At 38.0% G+C, this 18934-nt stretch carries 12 protein-coding genes and 1 pseudogene; 10 read left to right on the top strand and 3 right to left on the bottom strand.

Annotated features, from left to right (window positions below; genetic code table 11):
* The first annotated feature begins 77 nt into the window (after positions 1–77).
* From ACODST_RS13360 to ACODST_RS13340, 5 genes are all read left to right on the top strand, one after another.
* Positions 78–1298, top strand: a complete 1221-nt coding sequence (locus ACODST_RS13360) for a hybrid sensor histidine kinase/response regulator (RefSeq protein WP_488932611.1) — start codon at positions 78–80, stop codon at positions 1296–1298.
* Between the two features lie 11 nt (positions 1299–1309).
* The gene (locus tag ACODST_RS13355) at positions 1310–4879 is read left to right on the top strand and encodes a response regulator (protein WP_488932610.1); all 3570 of its coding nucleotides are present in this window, start codon (positions 1310–1312) and stop codon (positions 4877–4879) included.
* 65 nt (positions 4880–4944) lie between these two features.
* Positions 4945–5310 carry a response regulator gene (locus ACODST_RS13350; RefSeq protein WP_488932609.1) on the top strand — a complete coding sequence of 122 codons (366 nt, stop codon included), beginning with the start codon at positions 4945–4947 and terminating at the stop codon, positions 5308–5310.
* A 7-nt stretch (positions 5311–5317) separates the two neighbouring features.
* A complete protein-coding gene (locus tag ACODST_RS13345; protein WP_488932608.1) occupies positions 5318–6127 on the top strand; it encodes a CheR family methyltransferase in 810 nt (269 codons plus the stop codon).
* Positions 6109–6693: a chemotaxis protein CheB gene (locus ACODST_RS13340; RefSeq protein WP_488932607.1), complete on the top strand. Its 585-nt coding sequence runs from the start codon at positions 6109–6111 to the stop codon at positions 6691–6693. Before ACODST_RS13345 ends, ACODST_RS13340 begins: the two co-directional genes overlap by 19 nt.
* On the opposite strand, the gene ACODST_RS13335 is transcribed toward ACODST_RS13340, so the two are convergent.
* Together ACODST_RS13335 and ACODST_RS13330 are read right to left on the bottom strand one after the other, a co-directional pair.
* Complete coding sequence (locus ACODST_RS13335; RefSeq protein WP_488932606.1) at positions 6679–7467, bottom strand: porin family protein; 789 nt, start codon at positions 7465–7467, stop codon at positions 6679–6681. The genes ACODST_RS13340 and ACODST_RS13335 overlap by 15 nt on opposite strands.
* A gap of 10 nt (positions 7468–7477) precedes the next feature.
* Entirely contained in the window at positions 7478–8599 is a 1122-nt protein-coding gene (locus ACODST_RS13330; RefSeq protein WP_488932605.1) for a hypothetical protein, read from the bottom strand.
* A 263-nt stretch (positions 8600–8862) separates the two neighbouring features.
* On the opposite strand from ACODST_RS13330, the gene ACODST_RS13325 reads away from it, so the two are divergent.
* From ACODST_RS13325 to ACODST_RS13305, 5 genes and pseudogenes are all read left to right on the top strand, one after another.
* Positions 8863–9186 carry a DUF6660 family protein gene (locus tag ACODST_RS13325; RefSeq protein WP_488932604.1) on the top strand — a complete coding sequence of 108 codons (324 nt, stop codon included), beginning with the start codon at positions 8863–8865 and terminating at the stop codon, positions 9184–9186.
* Positions 9187–9302: 116 nt separating this feature from the next.
* Positions 9303–12422: pseudogene (locus ACODST_RS13320) on the top strand (efflux RND transporter permease subunit); the annotation flags it as partial.
* Between the two features lie 42 nt (positions 12423–12464).
* On the top strand, positions 12465–13712 hold the full coding sequence (locus ACODST_RS13315) for a TolC family protein (RefSeq protein WP_488932603.1): 1248 nt from the start codon (positions 12465–12467) through the stop codon (positions 13710–13712).
* Positions 13713–13714: 2 nt separating this feature from the next.
* Positions 13715–14977, top strand: a complete 1263-nt coding sequence (locus ACODST_RS13310; protein ID WP_488932602.1) for an efflux RND transporter periplasmic adaptor subunit — start codon at positions 13715–13717, stop codon at positions 14975–14977.
* 298 nt (positions 14978–15275) lie between these two features.
* Positions 15276–17273 carry a heavy metal translocating P-type ATPase gene (locus tag ACODST_RS13305; protein WP_488932601.1) on the top strand — a complete coding sequence of 666 codons (1998 nt, stop codon included), beginning with the start codon at positions 15276–15278 and terminating at the stop codon, positions 17271–17273.
* Positions 17274–17300: 27 nt separating this feature from the next.
* Here ACODST_RS13305 and ACODST_RS13300 read toward each other — a convergent pair whose 3' ends face one another.
* Entirely contained in the window at positions 17301–18899 is a 1599-nt protein-coding gene (locus tag ACODST_RS13300) for a hypothetical protein (protein ID WP_488932600.1), read from the bottom strand.
* Positions 18900–18934: the final 35 nt, after the last annotated feature.

Raw genomic sequence — 18934 nt, 5'->3', positions numbered from 1 at the left:
GATGTTTTAAATAAGCCGATTTCACAAACCATGAATCACTCTTTTTTAATTAATAACGCTTTATCCCCCATAACAGCATGGTATTAATTGTTGATGATATTAAGGCAAATATTATTGCCTTAAAGAAAACACTGGAGCTGCACGATATCGAAGTTGATACAGCAGAATCCGGTGAAGAGGCACTGAAAAAAATCCTGAAGACTACCTATTGTCTTATTATCATGGATGTTCAGATGCCCGGACTCGATGGCTTTGAAGTCGTCAAAATCCTTTCGGGAAACAAACGGACCAAAGACATTCCTGTTATTTTTCTTTCTGCCTTAAATATTGAAAAGAAATATATTTTTAAAGGATATGAAACCGGAGCAGTAGAATATATTACCAAACCGGTAGATACTGATCTGCTGATGCTCAAAGTAAAAACCTTCCTGAAAATTTACGAACAGCAGAACGAATTAAAATTAACCAAAGAGCTTCTTTCCAAAGAAATCGCCATCCGAAAAGAAGCACAGGACAATCTCGAAATTAAAATTGCCGAAAGAACGAAAGAACTCGTTTTGAAAAATGAAGAACTGGAAATGAAAAACCACGAACTGCAGCAGTTTGCCTGGGTGGTTTCGCACGATTTAAATGAACCGATACGGAAAATCCAGATTTTCATTAAAATAATCAAGGAGCTTTATTTAAAAGAAGATGAAAAAGGAATAGATTATGTCGACAGAACCATCAAATCGGCAGAACGCATGCAGACCCTGATTACAGATCTGCTGGCGTATTCCCGTTTATCGGCGCAGGTAAAACCCGAAATCACGGACCTGAATGTGGTTTTACAGGAAGTTCTTTCAGATTTTGACTACCTTATAGAAAGAAAAAATGCCACAGTAAAAGCAACAGAACTCCCCACAATTGACAGTATTCCGAGTCAGCTGCGGCAGGTTTTTCAGAATCTGATTGGAAATGCTCTTAAGTTTTCGGGCGGAAATGAACCGCCTTTAATAGAAATAACGGCTGAATTAATAGCCGATAAATCTTTTGACAGCCCGACAGCTCCTGAAGGAAAGTACTGCCGCATTATGGTTAAGGACAACGGAATTGGTTTCGATGAGATTTATCTGGACCGGATTTTTATCATTTTCCAGAGTTTAAACGACAGGCAGACTTATGAAGGAACCGGAATTGGTCTGGCAATCGCCAAAAAAATTATCGAAAAACACAACGGATTAATAACAGCAAGAAGCGAAGTAGGCAAGGGAGCAAGCTTTATTATAGTACTTCCTTTAAAATACGAATCAAAATAATTTAGAAATATATGAATGGTAACTTTAAAAGAAATCTGCTAATAAGTTCATTAGTTTCACTATTTGTACTGACCATTAGTTCTGTTGCTTCGTTTATTAGTATTAAAAGTTTATTAAACAGTAATTTTTGGGTCAATCATACCCAGGATGTTATTTACAACTTAAACGAAGGCTCCTCCATTATAACCGAGGCCCAGACCAGTATGCGCGGTTACCTGCTTACAGGCGATGAACAGTTTGTGGATCGTTTTAATGATTCTGAAGCCAAATCGAATACGTATTTTGAAAAACTGGATGAACTCACAGCCGATAATCCGCCGCAGCAAAAGCTATTAGGGGAATTAAGGGATAAACGTTCCGGTTTCTTTAAATACCTGAACAATCAGATTGTTAAAAAGAGACTGAGCAAAGAAACGCTCATCTTTGATTTAAATGAAGGCCGTAATATGATGAATGAAATCAGGGCGATCATTAAAAAAGTTGAAAATACCGAGCAGAAATTGCTGGAAGAACGAAACTCTAATTCAGAACGTTATGGGTCATACAGTCTGATTTTAATTGTAACGGCTTTTTTCATTGCTTTTATTATTACTATTGTTTTCCTGATCCGTATTTTAAAAGATTATAACGAACGTACTTTACTACAGCGGGAACTTGAACAAAAAGATATAGAAACGGCACAGCGAATTGAAGCTATCAGTATGATTGCCAGTAATATTTCCAGAGGAAATTATGATATCAGGGTAGACGATACCAAGTCAGATGCTTTAGGCAGTGTGGGCGAGTCACTGAATACTATGGGGGTTTCACTTAAAAATTCTTTCGAACTGTTATCCCAGAAAGAATGGCTGCAGACTGGAATTGCCGAATTAAACAATGTAATGCTGGGCGATAAAACACAGCAGAAATTGTCTAAAGATATTATTGAGTTTTTATGCCAGTATACCAATAGCAGCGCCGGGATTTTATATGTTCTGGAAGAAAATGAACTGGTGTCTTCAGGCGGTTACAGTTATATACCGAATAAAAACCGGGAACGAATCCAAAAAGGCGAAGGTCTGATAGGACAGGCTATTGCTTCGGGAAAACTTCTCGAATTAAAAACACTATCACCAGATGACATTCAGATTAATTATGCTTTAGGACAGGTTAAACCTACTCATATTATAGCTTTTCCTTTAATCGACAATAAAATTGAAGGCGCAATTGAGCTGGCCAGTATTTATGGTTTTTCTGAACTGCATCTCGAATTCCTGAAATCAGTTGGCAATAATATCGGAATTGCGGTAAGATCGACCCAAAACCGAAGAAGGGTTCTGGAATTGCTGGAAGAAACCAAATCGCAGTCAGAAGAACTGCAGATGCAGCACAGCGAACTGGAAGCAATTAATGCGGAACTGGAAGCCCAAACGGAAAAACTACAGGCTTCAGAAGAAGAATTAAGGGTACAGCAGGAAGAACTGGAACAAACGAATGAAGAACTGTCGGAAAGAAGTGTGCTCCTGGAAGAAAAAAATAACGAAATTCAGAAAAAATCCGAAGCTCTGGAGTTAACAACACGTTACAAATCAGAGTTTCTGGCCAATATGTCACACGAATTAAGAACTCCTTTAAATTCTATCCTGCTTTTAAGCCGACTTTTATCGGAAAACAACAATCAAAGCATGAACAATGAAGAGGTAGAGTTTGCGAAGGTAATTCAGAGTTCAGGAAACAGTTTATTAGGTTTGATTGACGAAATCCTGGATTTATCTAAAATTGAAGCCGGTAAAATGGAACTGGAATTTCTCGATATTTCAACCAAAGAAATCACAGATACGCTTTGGAATTTATTTAATCTGGTTGCCAAAGAAAAGGGAATTGAATTTGAAATTATCTCGAAAGAAGCACCGCTGGTTATCAAAACCGATAAAATGCGTTTAGAGCAAATTCTGAAAAACCTGATTTCAAATGCCATCAAATTTACAGAAAAAGGAAAAGTAAGCCTGGAAATAAAAGTGGATACAGACGATGATAAAATTATCTGTTTTATTGTAAAAGATACCGGAATCGGAATTCCGTTAGACAAACAGCCGCTTGTATTCGAAGCATTCCAGCAGGCCGACGGTTCTACAAAACGTAAATACGGCGGTACCGGTTTAGGATTATCGATCAGCAGGGAACTGGCTAAATTGTTAAGAGGCGAAATTGTACTGCACAGTAAAGTTAACGAGGGCAGTACCTTTACATTATGTCTTCCGGTATTTGGATCGGCGCTGAATAAAATAAATGTTGAAAAAATACCACCGACAGACTTTTCAGAAGTTACCGAAGAGGAAGGACCTGTAGTATCTAAAAAATACATAAGCCCTGTAATTCCGGATGAAATAGACGATGACAGGGATTTTATCAAACAAGGCGATAAAGTGATCCTGATTATAGAGGACGATATCAATTTTGCTAAATCACTTTTGAGTTTTACCCGCCAGAAAGGATATAAAGGAATTGTAGCGGTTCGCGGCGACCATGCGTTAAATTTTGCTCTTTTGTACAGACCGCTTGGGGTTTTACTGGATATTGAACTTCCGGTAAAAAGCGGCTGGGAAGTATTGGAAGAACTAAAAAATCACAGCGAAACCAAACATATTCCGGTGCATATTATGTCATCACATAAATTAAAACAGGAAAGTTTATTAAAAGGTGCCGTTGATTTCTTAGACAAACCGGTAGCGTTTGATAAGATTCCGGATGTGTTTTTACGAATTGAGCATATTATCAATAAAGAAGCCCAAAAGGTTTTGATTATTGAAGATAATCCAAAACATGCCAAGGCACTGGCTTTTTTTCTGGAAACCTACAATATCAATTCAGAAATAAAAAGCGAAGTTTCTGCAGGAATTCAGGCATTAAACAAAAGCGAAGTCGACTGTGTTATTCTGGATATGGGAATTCCGGACAAACAGGCTTATGAGATTCTGGACGGCGTAAAGAAAAATCCTGGACTGGAAAAACTTCCGGTCATTGTTTTTACAGGAAAAAGCCTTTCGCTGAAAGAAGAAGTAAAAATCAGGAAATACGCAGATTCTATAATTGTAAAAACGGCACATTCGTACCAGAGAATGTTAGATGAAGTTTCCTTGTTCCTGCACTTGGTAGAAGATAAAAAAGAAGGAAAAGACAAAAAAGACGGACATAAAAAGCTAAATTTACTAAACAATATCCTGCACGATAAAAAAGTGCTTATTGTAGACGATGATGTTCGTAATATTTATTCGCTTACCAAAGCACTGGAAGCCTTTAAAATGACCATTATTACGGCTTTTGACGGAAACGAGGCAATTAAGGTTTTAGGTGAAAACCCGGATACCGATATTGTTTTGCTGGATATGATGATGCCTAATATGGACGGTTACGAAACGGCGGAAAAAATCAGGGCCAATCCAAAATTCCTGAACCTGCCTTTAATTGCCGTAACCGCAAAAGCCATGACCGGAGACCGGGAAAAATGCATCAAAGCCGGAGCTTCTGATTATATTACCAAACCCGTAGACGTTGATCAGCTCTTATCACTTTTGAGAGTCTGGCTGTACGATAAGGTTTAAAAGTACTAATTTAAAGAAACCTGACGGTTGGTAAAAAAACGTCAGGTTGGATAAAATATAACTGCATGAGTAAAAAACGACTTTTAATAGTAGACGACGATTCCAGAAATATATTCGCGTTAGAACATACCCTGCGTGTCAGATCCTACGAATGCCTTTCCAGTACCAGTGCAGAGGAGGCTTTGAAACTCCTGAAATCTGACGAACAGATCGATGCTGTTTTACTGGATATGATGATGCCGGAAATGGATGGTTATGAGGCAATTCCGTTAATAAAAGCGATTCCGTCCAGAGAATCCGTTTTGGTTATTGCGCTCACTGCGCAGGCTATGGCGGGCGATAAAGAAAAATGTCTGGAAGCCGGAGCCGATGAGTATATCTCGAAACCTGTAGACGTTGATAAATTACTCTCAATTCTGAGCAAAATCTGATTGCATTATGATTGAAGATATTGAACTGGAAACACTCATCAATGAGGTGTATGAGTACTATGGTTTTGATTTCGGCAGTTATTCAAGGGCTTCCTTAAAAAGAAGGGTTTACCGGGTATACCAGCTCGATGGTTTTACCCATTTTCATGAATTCCTTTCAAGAGTCCGTACAGATCCCGAATATTACAAACGAATGGTTGACGAAATTACGGTAAATGTTACCGAGATGTTTCGCGACCCGGCCTTTTACAGTGTACTCAGAAAAGAAATTTTACCGCAGTTAGGCACAAAACCTTTTATCAGGTTATGGCATGCCGGCTGTTCCACTGGCGAAGAAGTATATTCTATGGCCATTATGCTCAAAGAAGCCGGTTTACTGCACAAATCTTTAATTTATGCTACCGATATTAATGCCACGGTACTCGATACGGCCAAAAAAGGAATTTTCCCGCTGCGAATGATGAAGGAATATTCACAAAATTATCGTGATGCAGGCGGACAGGAAGACTTTTCGAGCTATTATACAGCCAATTACGGTATTGCCAAGTTTAATGAAGAATTGTCGCAGAAAATGGTTTATTCCCAGCATAATCTGGTTTCGGACACTTCGTTTAATGAATTTGATATGATATTGTGCCGTAATGTTTTGATCTATTTTGATAATGAACTTCAAAAGAGGGTCGTTAATTTATTTGATGAAAGTTTAGCCGTTTTAGGGTTTCTTGCTTTAGGTACAAAAGAAACCATAAAATATTCTGTTTCTCCCGGAAAATACAGGCAGTTTGAAAAGGAAAAAATATGGAGGAAAATAAGATAATATCCAATTGTAAACTAACTATAATAGGAGGATCGGCAGGGAGCTTAAATGCTTTGATGCAGATTTTACCCGGATTAAAAACACTGCATAATTTTGCGGTTGTGATTGTACTGCACCGTAAAAGTACAGACGATCAGACACTAGAAGAGTTAATTACTTTAAAATCCAGTGTGCCCGTAAAAGCTATTGAAGATAAAACCACCCTGAAATCCGGTTTTGTATATGTGGCACCGTCAAATTATCATTTATTGTTTGAAAAAGATCATACGCTGGCGCTGGATACTTCTGAGAAAATCAATTACAGCCGTCCGAGTATAGACGTCTCTTTTGAGTCGGCGGCAGAAATCTTTGGAGATTCCGTGGTAGGAATTCTGCTGTCGGGATCCAATTCAGACGGAACAGCGGGTTTAAAAGCCATTCAGGCTGCGGGCGGGAAAATTGTAGTTCAGAACCCGCTTTCGGCCGATATGCCTTTTATGCCCAATAACGCCATTTTATTTACAATACCGGATTATGTGCTGAACAATCAGGAAATACTCGAACTGTTAAACTCAATCAATACCTGATTTATCTTTAGGTTTAGGCATTTCATCTTCAGGCAGGATCACTTTATTCAGTTCGGCCTCTTTTTCAGCACGGCGCTGCGCTGCTTTTCCTTTACCAATAGGTATTCCGGCTGTAAGATACAAAGATCTGTTGTACACATCAGGACCGTCGCCTTTCATAACCGGAACCAGTCCGTAATAATACTGGATCGTGATATTTAATCCGTTGCCCACATTCATATGATAACCCGTTCCAAAAGCAACTCCGGCATCAATAACCCGGATCTGGTCCCTGATTTTTTTCTTATATACCACATCATTGTCATTGATTTTGTTTTGGAACTCATCAAAAGCAGAAGCGAGAAGTCCAAACTGCGGTCCCGCTTTCACATAGATCCGGCTTTTAAACTGATGTTTGATTAAAATAGGCACATTAAAATAACGAATTTCCCGGTTAACCGTTCCACCCGCAAAAGTGTTGTCCAGATTTACATCTTCAAGCGAATACACCGGAATATGCCGTGTACCCATTGGCGACTTAACAATTACTCCCGTATTGATCATCCAGGCCGGATTTTGTTTTGACCGGATATCAAAGTAAAAACCCAGATTAAAACCCGGGTTGAGTCCAGAGCTTTCCAGATCAGGGATATCAGATAAATTAAGACCGCCTTCCAGACCAAATTCCAGAAAAGGAGAATTAAGTTTATCACCAAAAATCAGGGAAATTAAAACCTGGGATTTTGCCTGCTGTATAAAAAACAAAGCCAGAAATATGAGTAAACCTTTTTTCATAAAACAGGTTTTAAAGTCCAAATCGGTACTGCAGGCCTCCTAAAACCTGCGTTCGGCTTCCCAGAAAACCTGCTTCGGCCCTGAACATAATATGTTTGTTATATTGAAACTGTGTTCCTACAATAAAATTCCACATGTCTCTGGGGGCCTTTTGAAGCGAATACTGTACTGTCGAAGCATCGGCAGTACTTAAAGCACCGTCTAAATGCGTTAAAAAAGTTCCGGCTCTTTCCAGAGCACGGTTAGCTGTATTGTGTTTGGCTGCGTTTACCGGATTTGCCTGCTGGGCGGGTGTCAAACTGTTCCACCAGTCGTCGACCTTGGTTTGATTTTCATTCACTTTAGTAAGTCCGCTGTCTACCTTTTGCTGGGCATTACTAAGATCAAAAATATCAGATAAAGCAATATTTCCATTGGTATCTCCTGAAATATGAACTCTGAAACCTCCTACCCAGAGTGCTATATTCTGGTCTTTTTTATGAAATTTAAACGTTTTGCCCAGTCTCGGACCAAAAACATATGAAAAAGCAGGTTTGTCCAGCGAGCTGATATCCGTCCAGGCCATATTCATATCCAGTGCGAGCCAGCCGCCGCCAATTCCAATCGTTGGAGTCATTCCCAGACCAAATGTAGTCGCATTAAAATTGGCTTTTGTACTAAAAGAAGCGACCTGCGACCAGTTATTATCAGCATCCGGAACCCAGATTCCGGCGTTGATTTTGGTCGCGGTATTGGCTTTGCCAAAAATTCCGTAGATATTTAAAAAAGGAAGAAGCCAGATATCAGGTCTGATGGTCAGGGCACCCGCCTCTACAGATGATTTGTCAAAACGAACAATTTCATCCAGATTAAACATAGGGCCGTTATTGAAGCCCACTTCGAGATCGTTAATTACGATTTCGGAGTCCTGCCAGAAATAATTAATCGAAAGCCCCGCTGAATAAGGAAGCTGATAGCCTTTTTGGGCAACTTTCTCACCCCAGATAGGAAGTGCGTAGGGATATTCGACTACTTTAAGACTGTCTTTTAACTGCTGGTTTTTTTCTCCTACGATTTTATCGGTATAAACCTGACCAAAGAACGGTACACTAAATAATAAGAAAAGGGCAGATAGTAGTTTTTTACATTTCATTGATTAGAGTATTAATTGATTAGAATAAAACTGCCTGAAATAAAATTGTACTAATGTATTCGGAAAGAATGTCGGCTTATCTTTTGTTTATGGGTGTATAGAAAGGTTTTAAAAGAACTTTGTGTTTGAAATAGGGGATAATTAGTGTTAAAGTTAACTAAAATTTCTTTTGTTTGTTCTTATTTTTAAAATAAATATACTTATTATCAGTTAGTTATGATATTTTTTTTAAGCGAATTGAATAATATAGTACATTTACAGTCATGAAATGGATCACTGTTTTATTATCAATTTGTTTGATGGCACTTTCTAATATGCCCTGTGCAGATATGGAGGTGAACAGTGCTATGCATACAACAGCTCAGTTTGCGTCCGAAGACAACCATTCTCATGATAAAGACAATGATTTGTGTTCGCCATTTTGTGCCTGCAACTGCTGCGGTGCACAGATTTTAACCTATCAGCCATCCGTAAATTACGAATTTCCTGTAGTGTATTCAATCATTACAAGTCCTTTACCTAATTATAATTCTGTCTTTATTTCCAGTTTTTACGGAAGTATCTGGCAGCCCCCTCAGATAGTATAATGACACCGGTTTCGTCCCGATAATATCAGGATTACAAACCGGATTAAGAAGCTGTGCTCTGCCGCAGGTATCAGACAATATTCTTGTCTTATTTTTCATGTCATTATATATTTCAAATGCTAGATAAAATCATTCAGTTTAGTATACGAAACAAATTCGTTATACTCTTATTTACCCTCGTTTTAATAGCGTGGGGAAGCTATTCGCTTAAACAGCTGCCGTTGGATGCCCTGCCGGATGTTACCAACAATCAGGTGCAGATTATTACCACAGCACCTACACTGGCCAGTCAGGAAGTCGAGCAGTTAATTACTTATCCGCTCGAACAGGCCGTAAAAACAGTTCCGGATATTATAGAACTCCGCAGTATTTCCCGTTTTGGGTTATCTGTAGTAACCGTCGTTTTTGAAGACGATGTTGATATTTACTGGGCCCGTGAACAAATATTCCAACGCTTAAAACAAGCCGAAGAAAATATCCCGCCTTATGCCGGATCCCCGGAATTAGCTCCTATTACAACAGGATTAGGAGAAATTTACCAATATGATGTGTATGCCAAAAAAGGGTACGAAAACCAGTACGATGCCGTAAAACTCAGAACCATTCAGGACTGGATTATTATTCCGCAGCTGCAGGGGGTAAGAGGTGTGGCCGAAGTGAGTACCTGGGGCGGAAAATTAAAACAATACGAAATTGCTGTTAATCCCAATATATTAAACAGTCTTGGTGTAACCATTACCGAAATTTTTGATGCTTTAGAAAAGAATAATCAGAATACAGGAGGTGCTTATATCGAAAAAGATCAGTATGCCTATTTTATCCGGGGAGTGGGAATGGCAAAAGGTATAAAAGACCTTGGTAATGTGGTCGTTAAAAACCGAAACGGCTCGCCTGTTCTGGTGCGCGATGTAGCACAGGTGCGGGAAGGAATCGCCCTGCGTTACGGAGCTTCAACCAAAGACGGAAAAGGAGAAATCGTTTCGGGTATGGTCCTGATGCTCAAAGGAGAAAACTCCAGTGCCGTGGTTCACAGAGTAAAAGAACGTATGGAGCAGATTAACAAAAGCCTGCCCGAAGGAGTTGTTGCTGAAGCTTTTATTGATCGGGGAAAACTGGTAGATAATGCCGTAGGTACCGTTACTAAAAACTTATTAGAAGGAGCTTTAATCGTAATTTTTGTCCTTATTCTGTTTTTAGGAAATCTTCGTGCCGGACTAATTGTAGCTTCGGTTATTCCGCTGGCGATGTTATTTGCCATTATTTTAATGAATGCCTTTGGCGTAAGCGGAAACCTTATGAGCCTTGGTGCCATAGATTTCGGAATTATAGTCGACGGAGCTGTTATTATTGTAGAAGCCACGATGCACCATCTGCAGAAATTCAAAACTAAAAAAGAGCTCAATCAGCAGGAAATGGATGATGAAGTATACAATTCGGCTTCCAAAATCAGAAACAGTGCGGCTTTTGGAGAAATCATTATTTTAATAGTCTATCTGCCCATTCTGGCTTTAATTGGAACCGAAGGGAAAATGTTTAAACCTATGGCAATGACTGTAGGTTTTGCCATTATTGGAGCTTTTATTCTTTCTCTGACGTATATTCCTATGATGAGTGCCTTGTTTTTGTCAAAGAAAACAGAACATAAAGTCAATTTCAGCGACCGAATGATTGTCTGGCTGGAAAACCGTTATACACCTTTGTTACAGAAAGCTTTAGAATTCAAAAAAATCGTTCTTTCTGCTGCAATCGGATTATTTGCTTTGGCCTTTATTGTTTTTCAGAATATGGGAGGAGAGTTTATTCCCACCATCAAAGAAGGCGATTTAGCTATAAATGCTACTATTATGACCGGAAGTTCGCTTACGCAGATGGTGGAAACAACCACGAAATACGAACAGATCCTGAAAGCTAAGTTTCCCGAAATCAAAACGATTGTGACTAAAATAGGAAGCGGTGAAATTCCGACTGACCCGATGCCGATAGAAAGCGGGGATTTGATCATTGTTTTAAAAGATAAAAAAGAATGGAAAGGCCAATACCATAACTGGGAGGAGCTGGCCAATGCTATGAAAGAAGAAATGGAAGTAATCCCGGGTGCTAATATTGAAATTTCGCAGCCTATTCAAATGCGTTTTAACGAATTGATGACAGGAAGCCGGTCAGATATTGCCATTAAAATTTTTGGTGACGATCTGGAAATCCTGGACTCAAAAGCAAATGAACTGATTTCAAAAATAAAAGGCATAGAAGGCATTGGTGATTTAAAAGCCGATAAAGTAACGGGTTTACCTCAGATTACCGTAAAATACGATTATAACAAAATTGCCCTGTACGGACTAAATATATCCGATATCAACCAAATCATTCGTTCGTCGTTTGCCGGAGAAAGCGCCGGAAAAATATACGACGAAAGCAAACGATTTGATGTCGTGGTCCGAATGAACGAAGACAGCCGTACCGATATAACCGATGTCAGTAATTTGTTTATTCCGCTTCCCAACGGGCAGCAGGTACCGCTTTCGCAGGTTGCATCAGTCGATTATGAACAGGGTCCCGTACAAGTGGTTCGTGAAGACGGAAAACGAAGAATAACTATTGGTTTAAACGTCCGCGGACGTGATATTAAAACTGTCGTAGAGGAAATTCAGCAGAAGCTGGACCAAAACTTTAAACTTCCGGCCGGTTATTATGTGACCTATGGCGGACAGTTTGAGAACTTAATCGAAGCGACCAAACGACTTTCGGTGGCACTGCCTATTGCGTTAGGTTTAATTTTAATACTGCTGTATTTTACGTTCAAGAGTTATAAACAGGCACTTTTAATCTTTACAGCCATTCCGTTATCTGCCATTGGAGGTGTATTTGCGCTTTCGCTGAGAGGAATGCCGTTTAGTATTTCGGCCGGAATTGGATTTATTGCCTTATTCGGAATTGCGGTTTTAAACGGAATCGTATTGATTTCGTATTTCAATCAGTTAAAAACAGAAGGTATCACCGATGCACTGCAGCGGGTAATTACGGGCACCAGAACGAGATTGCGTCCGGTTCTAATGACTGCGGCTGTAGCTTCACTTGGATTTCTGCCTATGGCCTTATCAACCAGCGGCGGGGCAGAAGTACAAAAACCTTTAGCAACTGTGGTAATCGGCGGTTTAGTCTCAGCCACTTTATTAACGCTGATTGTTTTACCGATTTTGTATTTAATGTTAGAGAGATTTAACCGCAAAGAGCGCAAAGATTTACGCGAAGAACGCTAATAAATTTTAAAAGAGAGAAAAATGAATTCTATATATAAAGCACAGTATGTAACCTTTGCGAACTTTGCGAAAAAAACCTTGCGAACTTTGCGGTTAAGTACATTACTATTAACAAGCGCAGCAACATTTGCACAGCAATCTATCAGCCTGGAAAAAGCTATAGAACTTGCCAAGTCAAACAACATCGACTTAAAAATAGCCGATAAAGAAATTGAACGGCAAAACGTTTTAAAGAAAACGGCTTTTCAGCCTGATCCTTTGCAGGTACAGTATCAGGGCGGACAGTTTAATAGTGCTGATTTTGACCATAATGTTTCGGTACAGCAGTTTTTCCCGTTAGGAAATGTCACAAAAGCCAATAGACAGTTACAGGAAGAACTCGCCAAACTAGCTGAAAAACGAAAAGCCTTATCATCTTATGAATTGGAAAAGGCTGTGACTTTGGCGTATTACCAATATTTGTACGGAATCTCAATTCAAAAGTTAAACTCAGAATTGAATGACATTTACACCAAATTCCTAAAAAATGCCGAACTCCGATTCAAAACAGGAGAAAGCGGGAACATAGAAGTAATCAGCGCAAAAGCCAAAGTAAAAGAGATCGAAACACAAAAGGAACAATTAAATTACGATTTGGCGATCTACCAAAAGCAGCTGCAGTTTTTTGTTCAGACGAATGAAAATATTGTTCCCGATCAAAATACGGATTTGCAATATGTTTTTGTAGAAAATCAGCAAAACTCAAAAGCCGAAAATTTGATGACCGATTTTTATCAGCAGCAGATTTCAGTTTACCAGAAAGAAGCCGGAACCTTTAAAGCCAATCGAACACCAAAGTTAGGTTTAGGGTATTTTGCCCAAACGATTAATACCGAATCTTTATTTCAGGGATTTACGGCTGGATTGCAGATTCCGTTGTTTGGAGGTGTAAATACCACCAAAGCAAAAGCCGCTGAGATTAACGTTTCGCAGTCACAACTGGCATTGGATAAAAATAAAATGATTTTAAACCTGCAAAAAGAAGAGTTAGAAAACAACTTCAAAAAACAGCAGAAGAATCTAAATTATTACCAAAATGAAGGTTTGCAATATGCGAATCAAATTATAGAAACAGCACAGAAAAGTTATGCTAATGGCGATTTGAGCTATTGGTCGTATATCAGTTTTTTAAATCAGGCTATTGATATTAAAAAACAATTGGCAGAAGCTACACACAGCTTTAATCAAAGTGCTATCGAACTCCAATTCCCAACCATCAAAAACAATTAAAAATGAAAAATATATCTGAAAATAATTTAACCGCAAAGCACGCAAAGACAAAACGCAAAGTACGCAAGGGAATAAAACTTGGCGTCTTTTGCGGGATCTTTGCGCTCTTTGCGGTTAATCTAAGCTGTAATGAAAAGAAAACGCAAGAGGCTCACGAAGAAGAAAAATCAACTACAGAAGTTGCTTTAACAGAATCGCAATACAAAACAGTTGGCATTGAAACCGGGTTTGTTGAAGACCGGAATCTTAATAAAGTTATAAAAGCCAATGGTTATACAACGGTTCCGCCTCAGAACTCAGCTGAGGTTTCGACTTTAATTGGCGGAACGGTGAAGGATATTTTTGTTCTGGAAGGTACTTATGTAAACAAAGGAAAAGTGCTGGCGACCATTCAGAATCTGGAAGTAATCGAAATGCAGGAAGAATATCAGTCGGCAATTGCCAATGTCGAGTATCTGCAGCTAGAATACAACCGTCAGAAAACACTAAGTGATGAAAATGTAAATCCAAGAAAGACATTTCAGGAAGTAAAAGCAAAACTGGCGGCCGAAAAGGCCCGTGCACAAGCAGCAAAGAATAAATTGGAAGCGCTTCATGTTCCCATAAAAGGAAGTTCGTCTTTAGTACCTATAGTGTCACCAATAAATGGTTATGTTGGGAAAATTAATATTGCCAAAGGCGCTTTTGCTAATACCGGAGTTTCTTTGTTTGAAGTAACCGATAACAGTCAGATGCACTTAGATTTAAATGTTTATGAAAAGGATCTGGGGTCTATTTCTATAGATCAGGTAATTGATTTTGTATTGACCAATCAGTCTAATAAATCTATTAAAGGAAAGATTTTCGGAATCAATAAATCATTTTCTAACGAAAGTAAAACGGTTGCCGTACATGCCAAAATCGATCCGGCAGATGCCAAAGGATTAATTCCGGGGATGTATGTTTCTGCGAATATTAATATTACCAATGCTACAGTTCCGGCGCTTCCTAAAGACGCGGTGGTTAAAAATGCCGATAAGTATTTTGTTTTTGTACAGGAAGAAGGGCACGAAGAGGAAGAACACGAGCATAAAGAAGGTGAAAAAGAAGAAGCTCACGAAAAGGAAATTCATTTTAAAGCGATTGAGGTAGTTCCCGGTACAACAGATTTAGGTTTTACCGAAGTGAAATTTGTTGATACACTAGATTCAGGAGCCAAAATCGTGACGAAAGGTGCTTTTTATTTATTGTCTGCAATGAAAGGCGGAGGGGAGCATACACATTAAGAAAGCTGTTTTGCCACGAAGGCACGAAGGCACAAAGTTTTTATTAAAGGAATCTCGCAAAGTCGCAGAGACGCAAAGTTTTTCAAATTAAAGAATAAACGAACTAGAGAAATGACAAAAAATGAGAAAAACTTAGCGACTTTGTGACTCCGCGAGATTAATTCGCAGCAGCTTTAAAAAAAAACTTAGCGTCTTAGTGCCTTAGCGGCAATAAACTTCCCTGCAAAATGCTTAAATTTAGAGCATTATTTAAACAATAACTTCAGGCATCAAAAACCTGAAACCTGAAATAAAAAAGATGATACATCAAGATAAAGAAGTAAAAAATATAAAAAGTAAACCCAAAACTTCCTGCTGCTGTTCGCATGATGAACCCGTACATTCAGAAAATGTCGGACAGGATCACGGACATGATCATGACCATGGTGCTTCGGGAAACTGGTTTCAAATGTTTCTTCCCGCCATTATATCGTTTATTTTACTACTTATTGCCATAGGTTTTGACAACTATTTTCCACAAAACTGGTTTGCGGGTTATGTGAGGATTGTATGGTATGTAATTGCATACCTTCCGGTTGGATTTCCAGTCCTGCGTGAGGCTTATGAAAGTATTATAAAAGGCGATGTTTTCTCAGAGTTTTTCCTAATGTGTATTGCTACAATCGGGGCTTTTGCGATTGGAGAATATCCCGAAGGTGTTGCCGTTATGTTATTTTATACCATAGGAGAGACTTTTCAGGGAATGGCAGTGAGCCGGGCAAAATCGAGTATAAAAGGACTATTAGACCAGCGTCCTGATGAGGTCAGTATTTTGGAGAATAACAGGACTGTAAAAGTTAAAGCAAAAGAGGTTCAGATAGGAGCGATTGTAAGACTTAAAGCCGGTGAAAAACTAGCTTTGGATGGCGAATTAGTTTCAGACTCAGCTTCGTTTAATACCGCAGCTTTAACTGGAGAGAGCAGACCCGATACAAAGAAGAAAGGTGAAAACGTTTTAGCGGGAATGATAAACGGAAGTACAATTGCAGATGTAAAAATTACTACCGCCTATAACGACAGTAAATTATCTAAAATCCTCGAACTGGTTCAGAATGCTACAGCCAAAAAAGCGCCTGCAGAATTATTCATTCGAAAATTTGCTAAAATTTATACACCAATTGTAGTATATCTGGCCATTGCGATTTGTGTACTGCCTATGTTGTTTGTCGATAATTATGTTTTTAGTGACTGGCTGTACAGGGCTTTGGTTTTTCTGGTTATTTCCTGTCCGTGTGCTTTAGTGATCAGTATTCCGTTAGGGTATTTTGGCGGTATTGGCGCAGCGAGTAAAAACGGGATATTGTTTAAAGGAAGTAATTATCTGGACAGTATTTCAACGATTCAGAATGTGGTAATGGATAAAACCGGAACCATGACCGAAGGTGTTTTTAAAGTGCAGGAAGCAATTATAAAACCGGAATTTGATAAAGATGAAATTTTAAAACTGGTAAATGTACTCGAAAATCACAGTACACATCCCGTAGCAACGGCCATTCATAATTATGCCGGGGCAATTGATTCCGCTATTGTATTACAAAACACGGAAGAAATTTCAGGATATGGATTAAAAGCAGAAAGTAACGCAAAAGAACTTCTGGTTGGAAATTTCAGACTTCTGGACAAATTTAGTATTCCGTATGATATGGATCCTTCGGCCATTGTTTATACGACTATTGCTATTGCTTACGATAAAAAATTTGCAGGTTATTTAACGATTGCCGACGAAATTAAAACAGATGCTCCTGAAACGGTTTCAAGACTAAAAGCATTAGGTGTAAAAGTAACGATGTTGAGCGGTGATAAAACCAATGTGGTTCAGTTTGTGGCTGATAAACTGGGGATCAGCAATGCTTTTGGGGATTTACTGCCGGAAGATAAAGTCAATAAAGTAAACGAAATTAAAGCTAAAAATGAAACGGTTGCTTTTGTGGGCGACGGGGTCAATGATGCTCCCGTTATTGCATTAAGTACAGTTGGAATGGCCATGGGAGGTTTAGGAAGCGATGCCGCCATTGAAACCGCCGATGTGGTGATTCAGGATGATAAACCAGGTAAAATTGCGATGGCGATTAACATAGGAAAACAAACCAAAAAGATCGTTTGGCAGAATATTATTCTGGCCTTTGTTGTAAAAGCTTTTGTACTGATTCTGGGTGCTGGCGGACTGGCGACCATGTGGGAAGCTGTTTTTGCCGATGTTGGTGTGGCTTTATTGGCGATTTTGAATGCGGTCAGGATTCAGAGGATGAGGTTTTGATTAATTTTTGAACTGGAAAAAGAATTATTATTCTTGCCATTCTTGATCTGCAAATAAAAGAAGTTTTTTTGCTTTGATATAATCGTATTGTGTTTTAGTTAAATAAACGATTTTAGCTAGCTGATCGCCAGTATACAATGAATAGAATTGTCCTTTATAATTATTTTCTTTTACGACAGATTGAATAAAATCAAAGAAATTGATATCAATCCAATCGCGATCTATTTTTAATTTCTTAGAATAGGATTTATTTTCGAGTTTGAAATTTAAAGTTGTTTTCCTTTTTTGCCATGCAAATTTGTTAGAAATAGCTGTAGGATTGAATTCATTATGAGAAATTTTTGAAAACTCTTTCATTAATTCGGCATAAGGATCTTTAAGATTTCCCAGTTCTGTATCAAATGAATAAATCATGTTTGGAAAAGAAGAAAGTACATCATTATAGTCCATAATTTCTAATTCAGTAACCAATTCTCTTCCCTTATTGATTTCATCAGCTGTTAAATTTGAAAATAAACCAATTTTAGAATATTCCTCAATAGCATTTTCAATTTCCTGACTCGTTGGCTTGTCTTTAAAATTTTCAGAAGATACAGAAAGATAGGTCACAAATTTGTTTAGTTTTTTCTGCTGTTCTTCGGTTAAGACCATTATTCCAATCTGATTTACAGATGAATTTTCACCATAAACAGGAACGGCATGAATTCGATATGAAGCGTGAAGATCTACTAGAATTTTATTAAAGATCTGATAATAATTTTGAATATCGATTTCACCTGCTGAATAATCATTTTTAGATGATGGATAAAATCCGCTTATTTGCTTATAGACTTTTCCATTTGATTTTAAAGAAACGATGCAGTTGTAATAATTATCGCCATAAGCAGACAATTCAGGATTAGGCACTATTTTATATTCAAAATCAGTAAAGGCCAATTCAAGGAGTAATGAGGCCGTTTTTTTATGAATGGCTTCCAAAAAAACTTCTGCTTTGTTTGAATAATTCTTCGGGTTTACAACTGTAGATTTTTCACAATACAAAAGAAAATCGATAGGTTCTTGTATTTTTTCTTCGTCTATTGCAGTAATTAGATTTTGATAATTTGTATCGAGTATTTTATAGTCTTTTAATTTATCTGCAAATTCCTTTAGCTTTTCTGAAGCCATGTAATCTACTTTTAAAGCTTTAAATGTAATATCTTGTATAAACTGTAATTTAAAATCGTATGAATTATTATTTATTTGTTGTTGAAAATATTGTTTTTGTTTTTCATTTACAATTTCACAGTTTTTGAGTTTAGAAAGATAATTATTAAGTTCCTGGTTTTCTTTTTTCTGTTCCTCTTCGCTAAGCTTTTCGCCTTCAAAAGAAGTCATATGAGCTGTAAAAGTAGCATAAAAGTGTCCCGTTATTCTTTTATATTCACATTGAAATAAAGCATATAAGTACGAAGTTGTATTTTTACCAGTATAATCTTTTTGATTTTTTATAAAATCTTTTACCTCTTTCTGTTCAATAAGTTTTTGGTCAATTAATTTTTGTAAAGTTGAATCTTGTGATTGAGCATTTATAGATGGCGAGAACATAACAGTTAACAAAATTAGAATTGAAATTATACTCTTCATATTAATTGCCAGGTGTTTAAAAAAAAAGTTTGATT

The organism is Flavobacterium sp. FG19, from assembly GCF_057809475.1.
The sequence above is the reverse complement of the archived record's forward strand: the minus strand, read 5'-3'. Positions and strand labels throughout refer to the sequence as shown.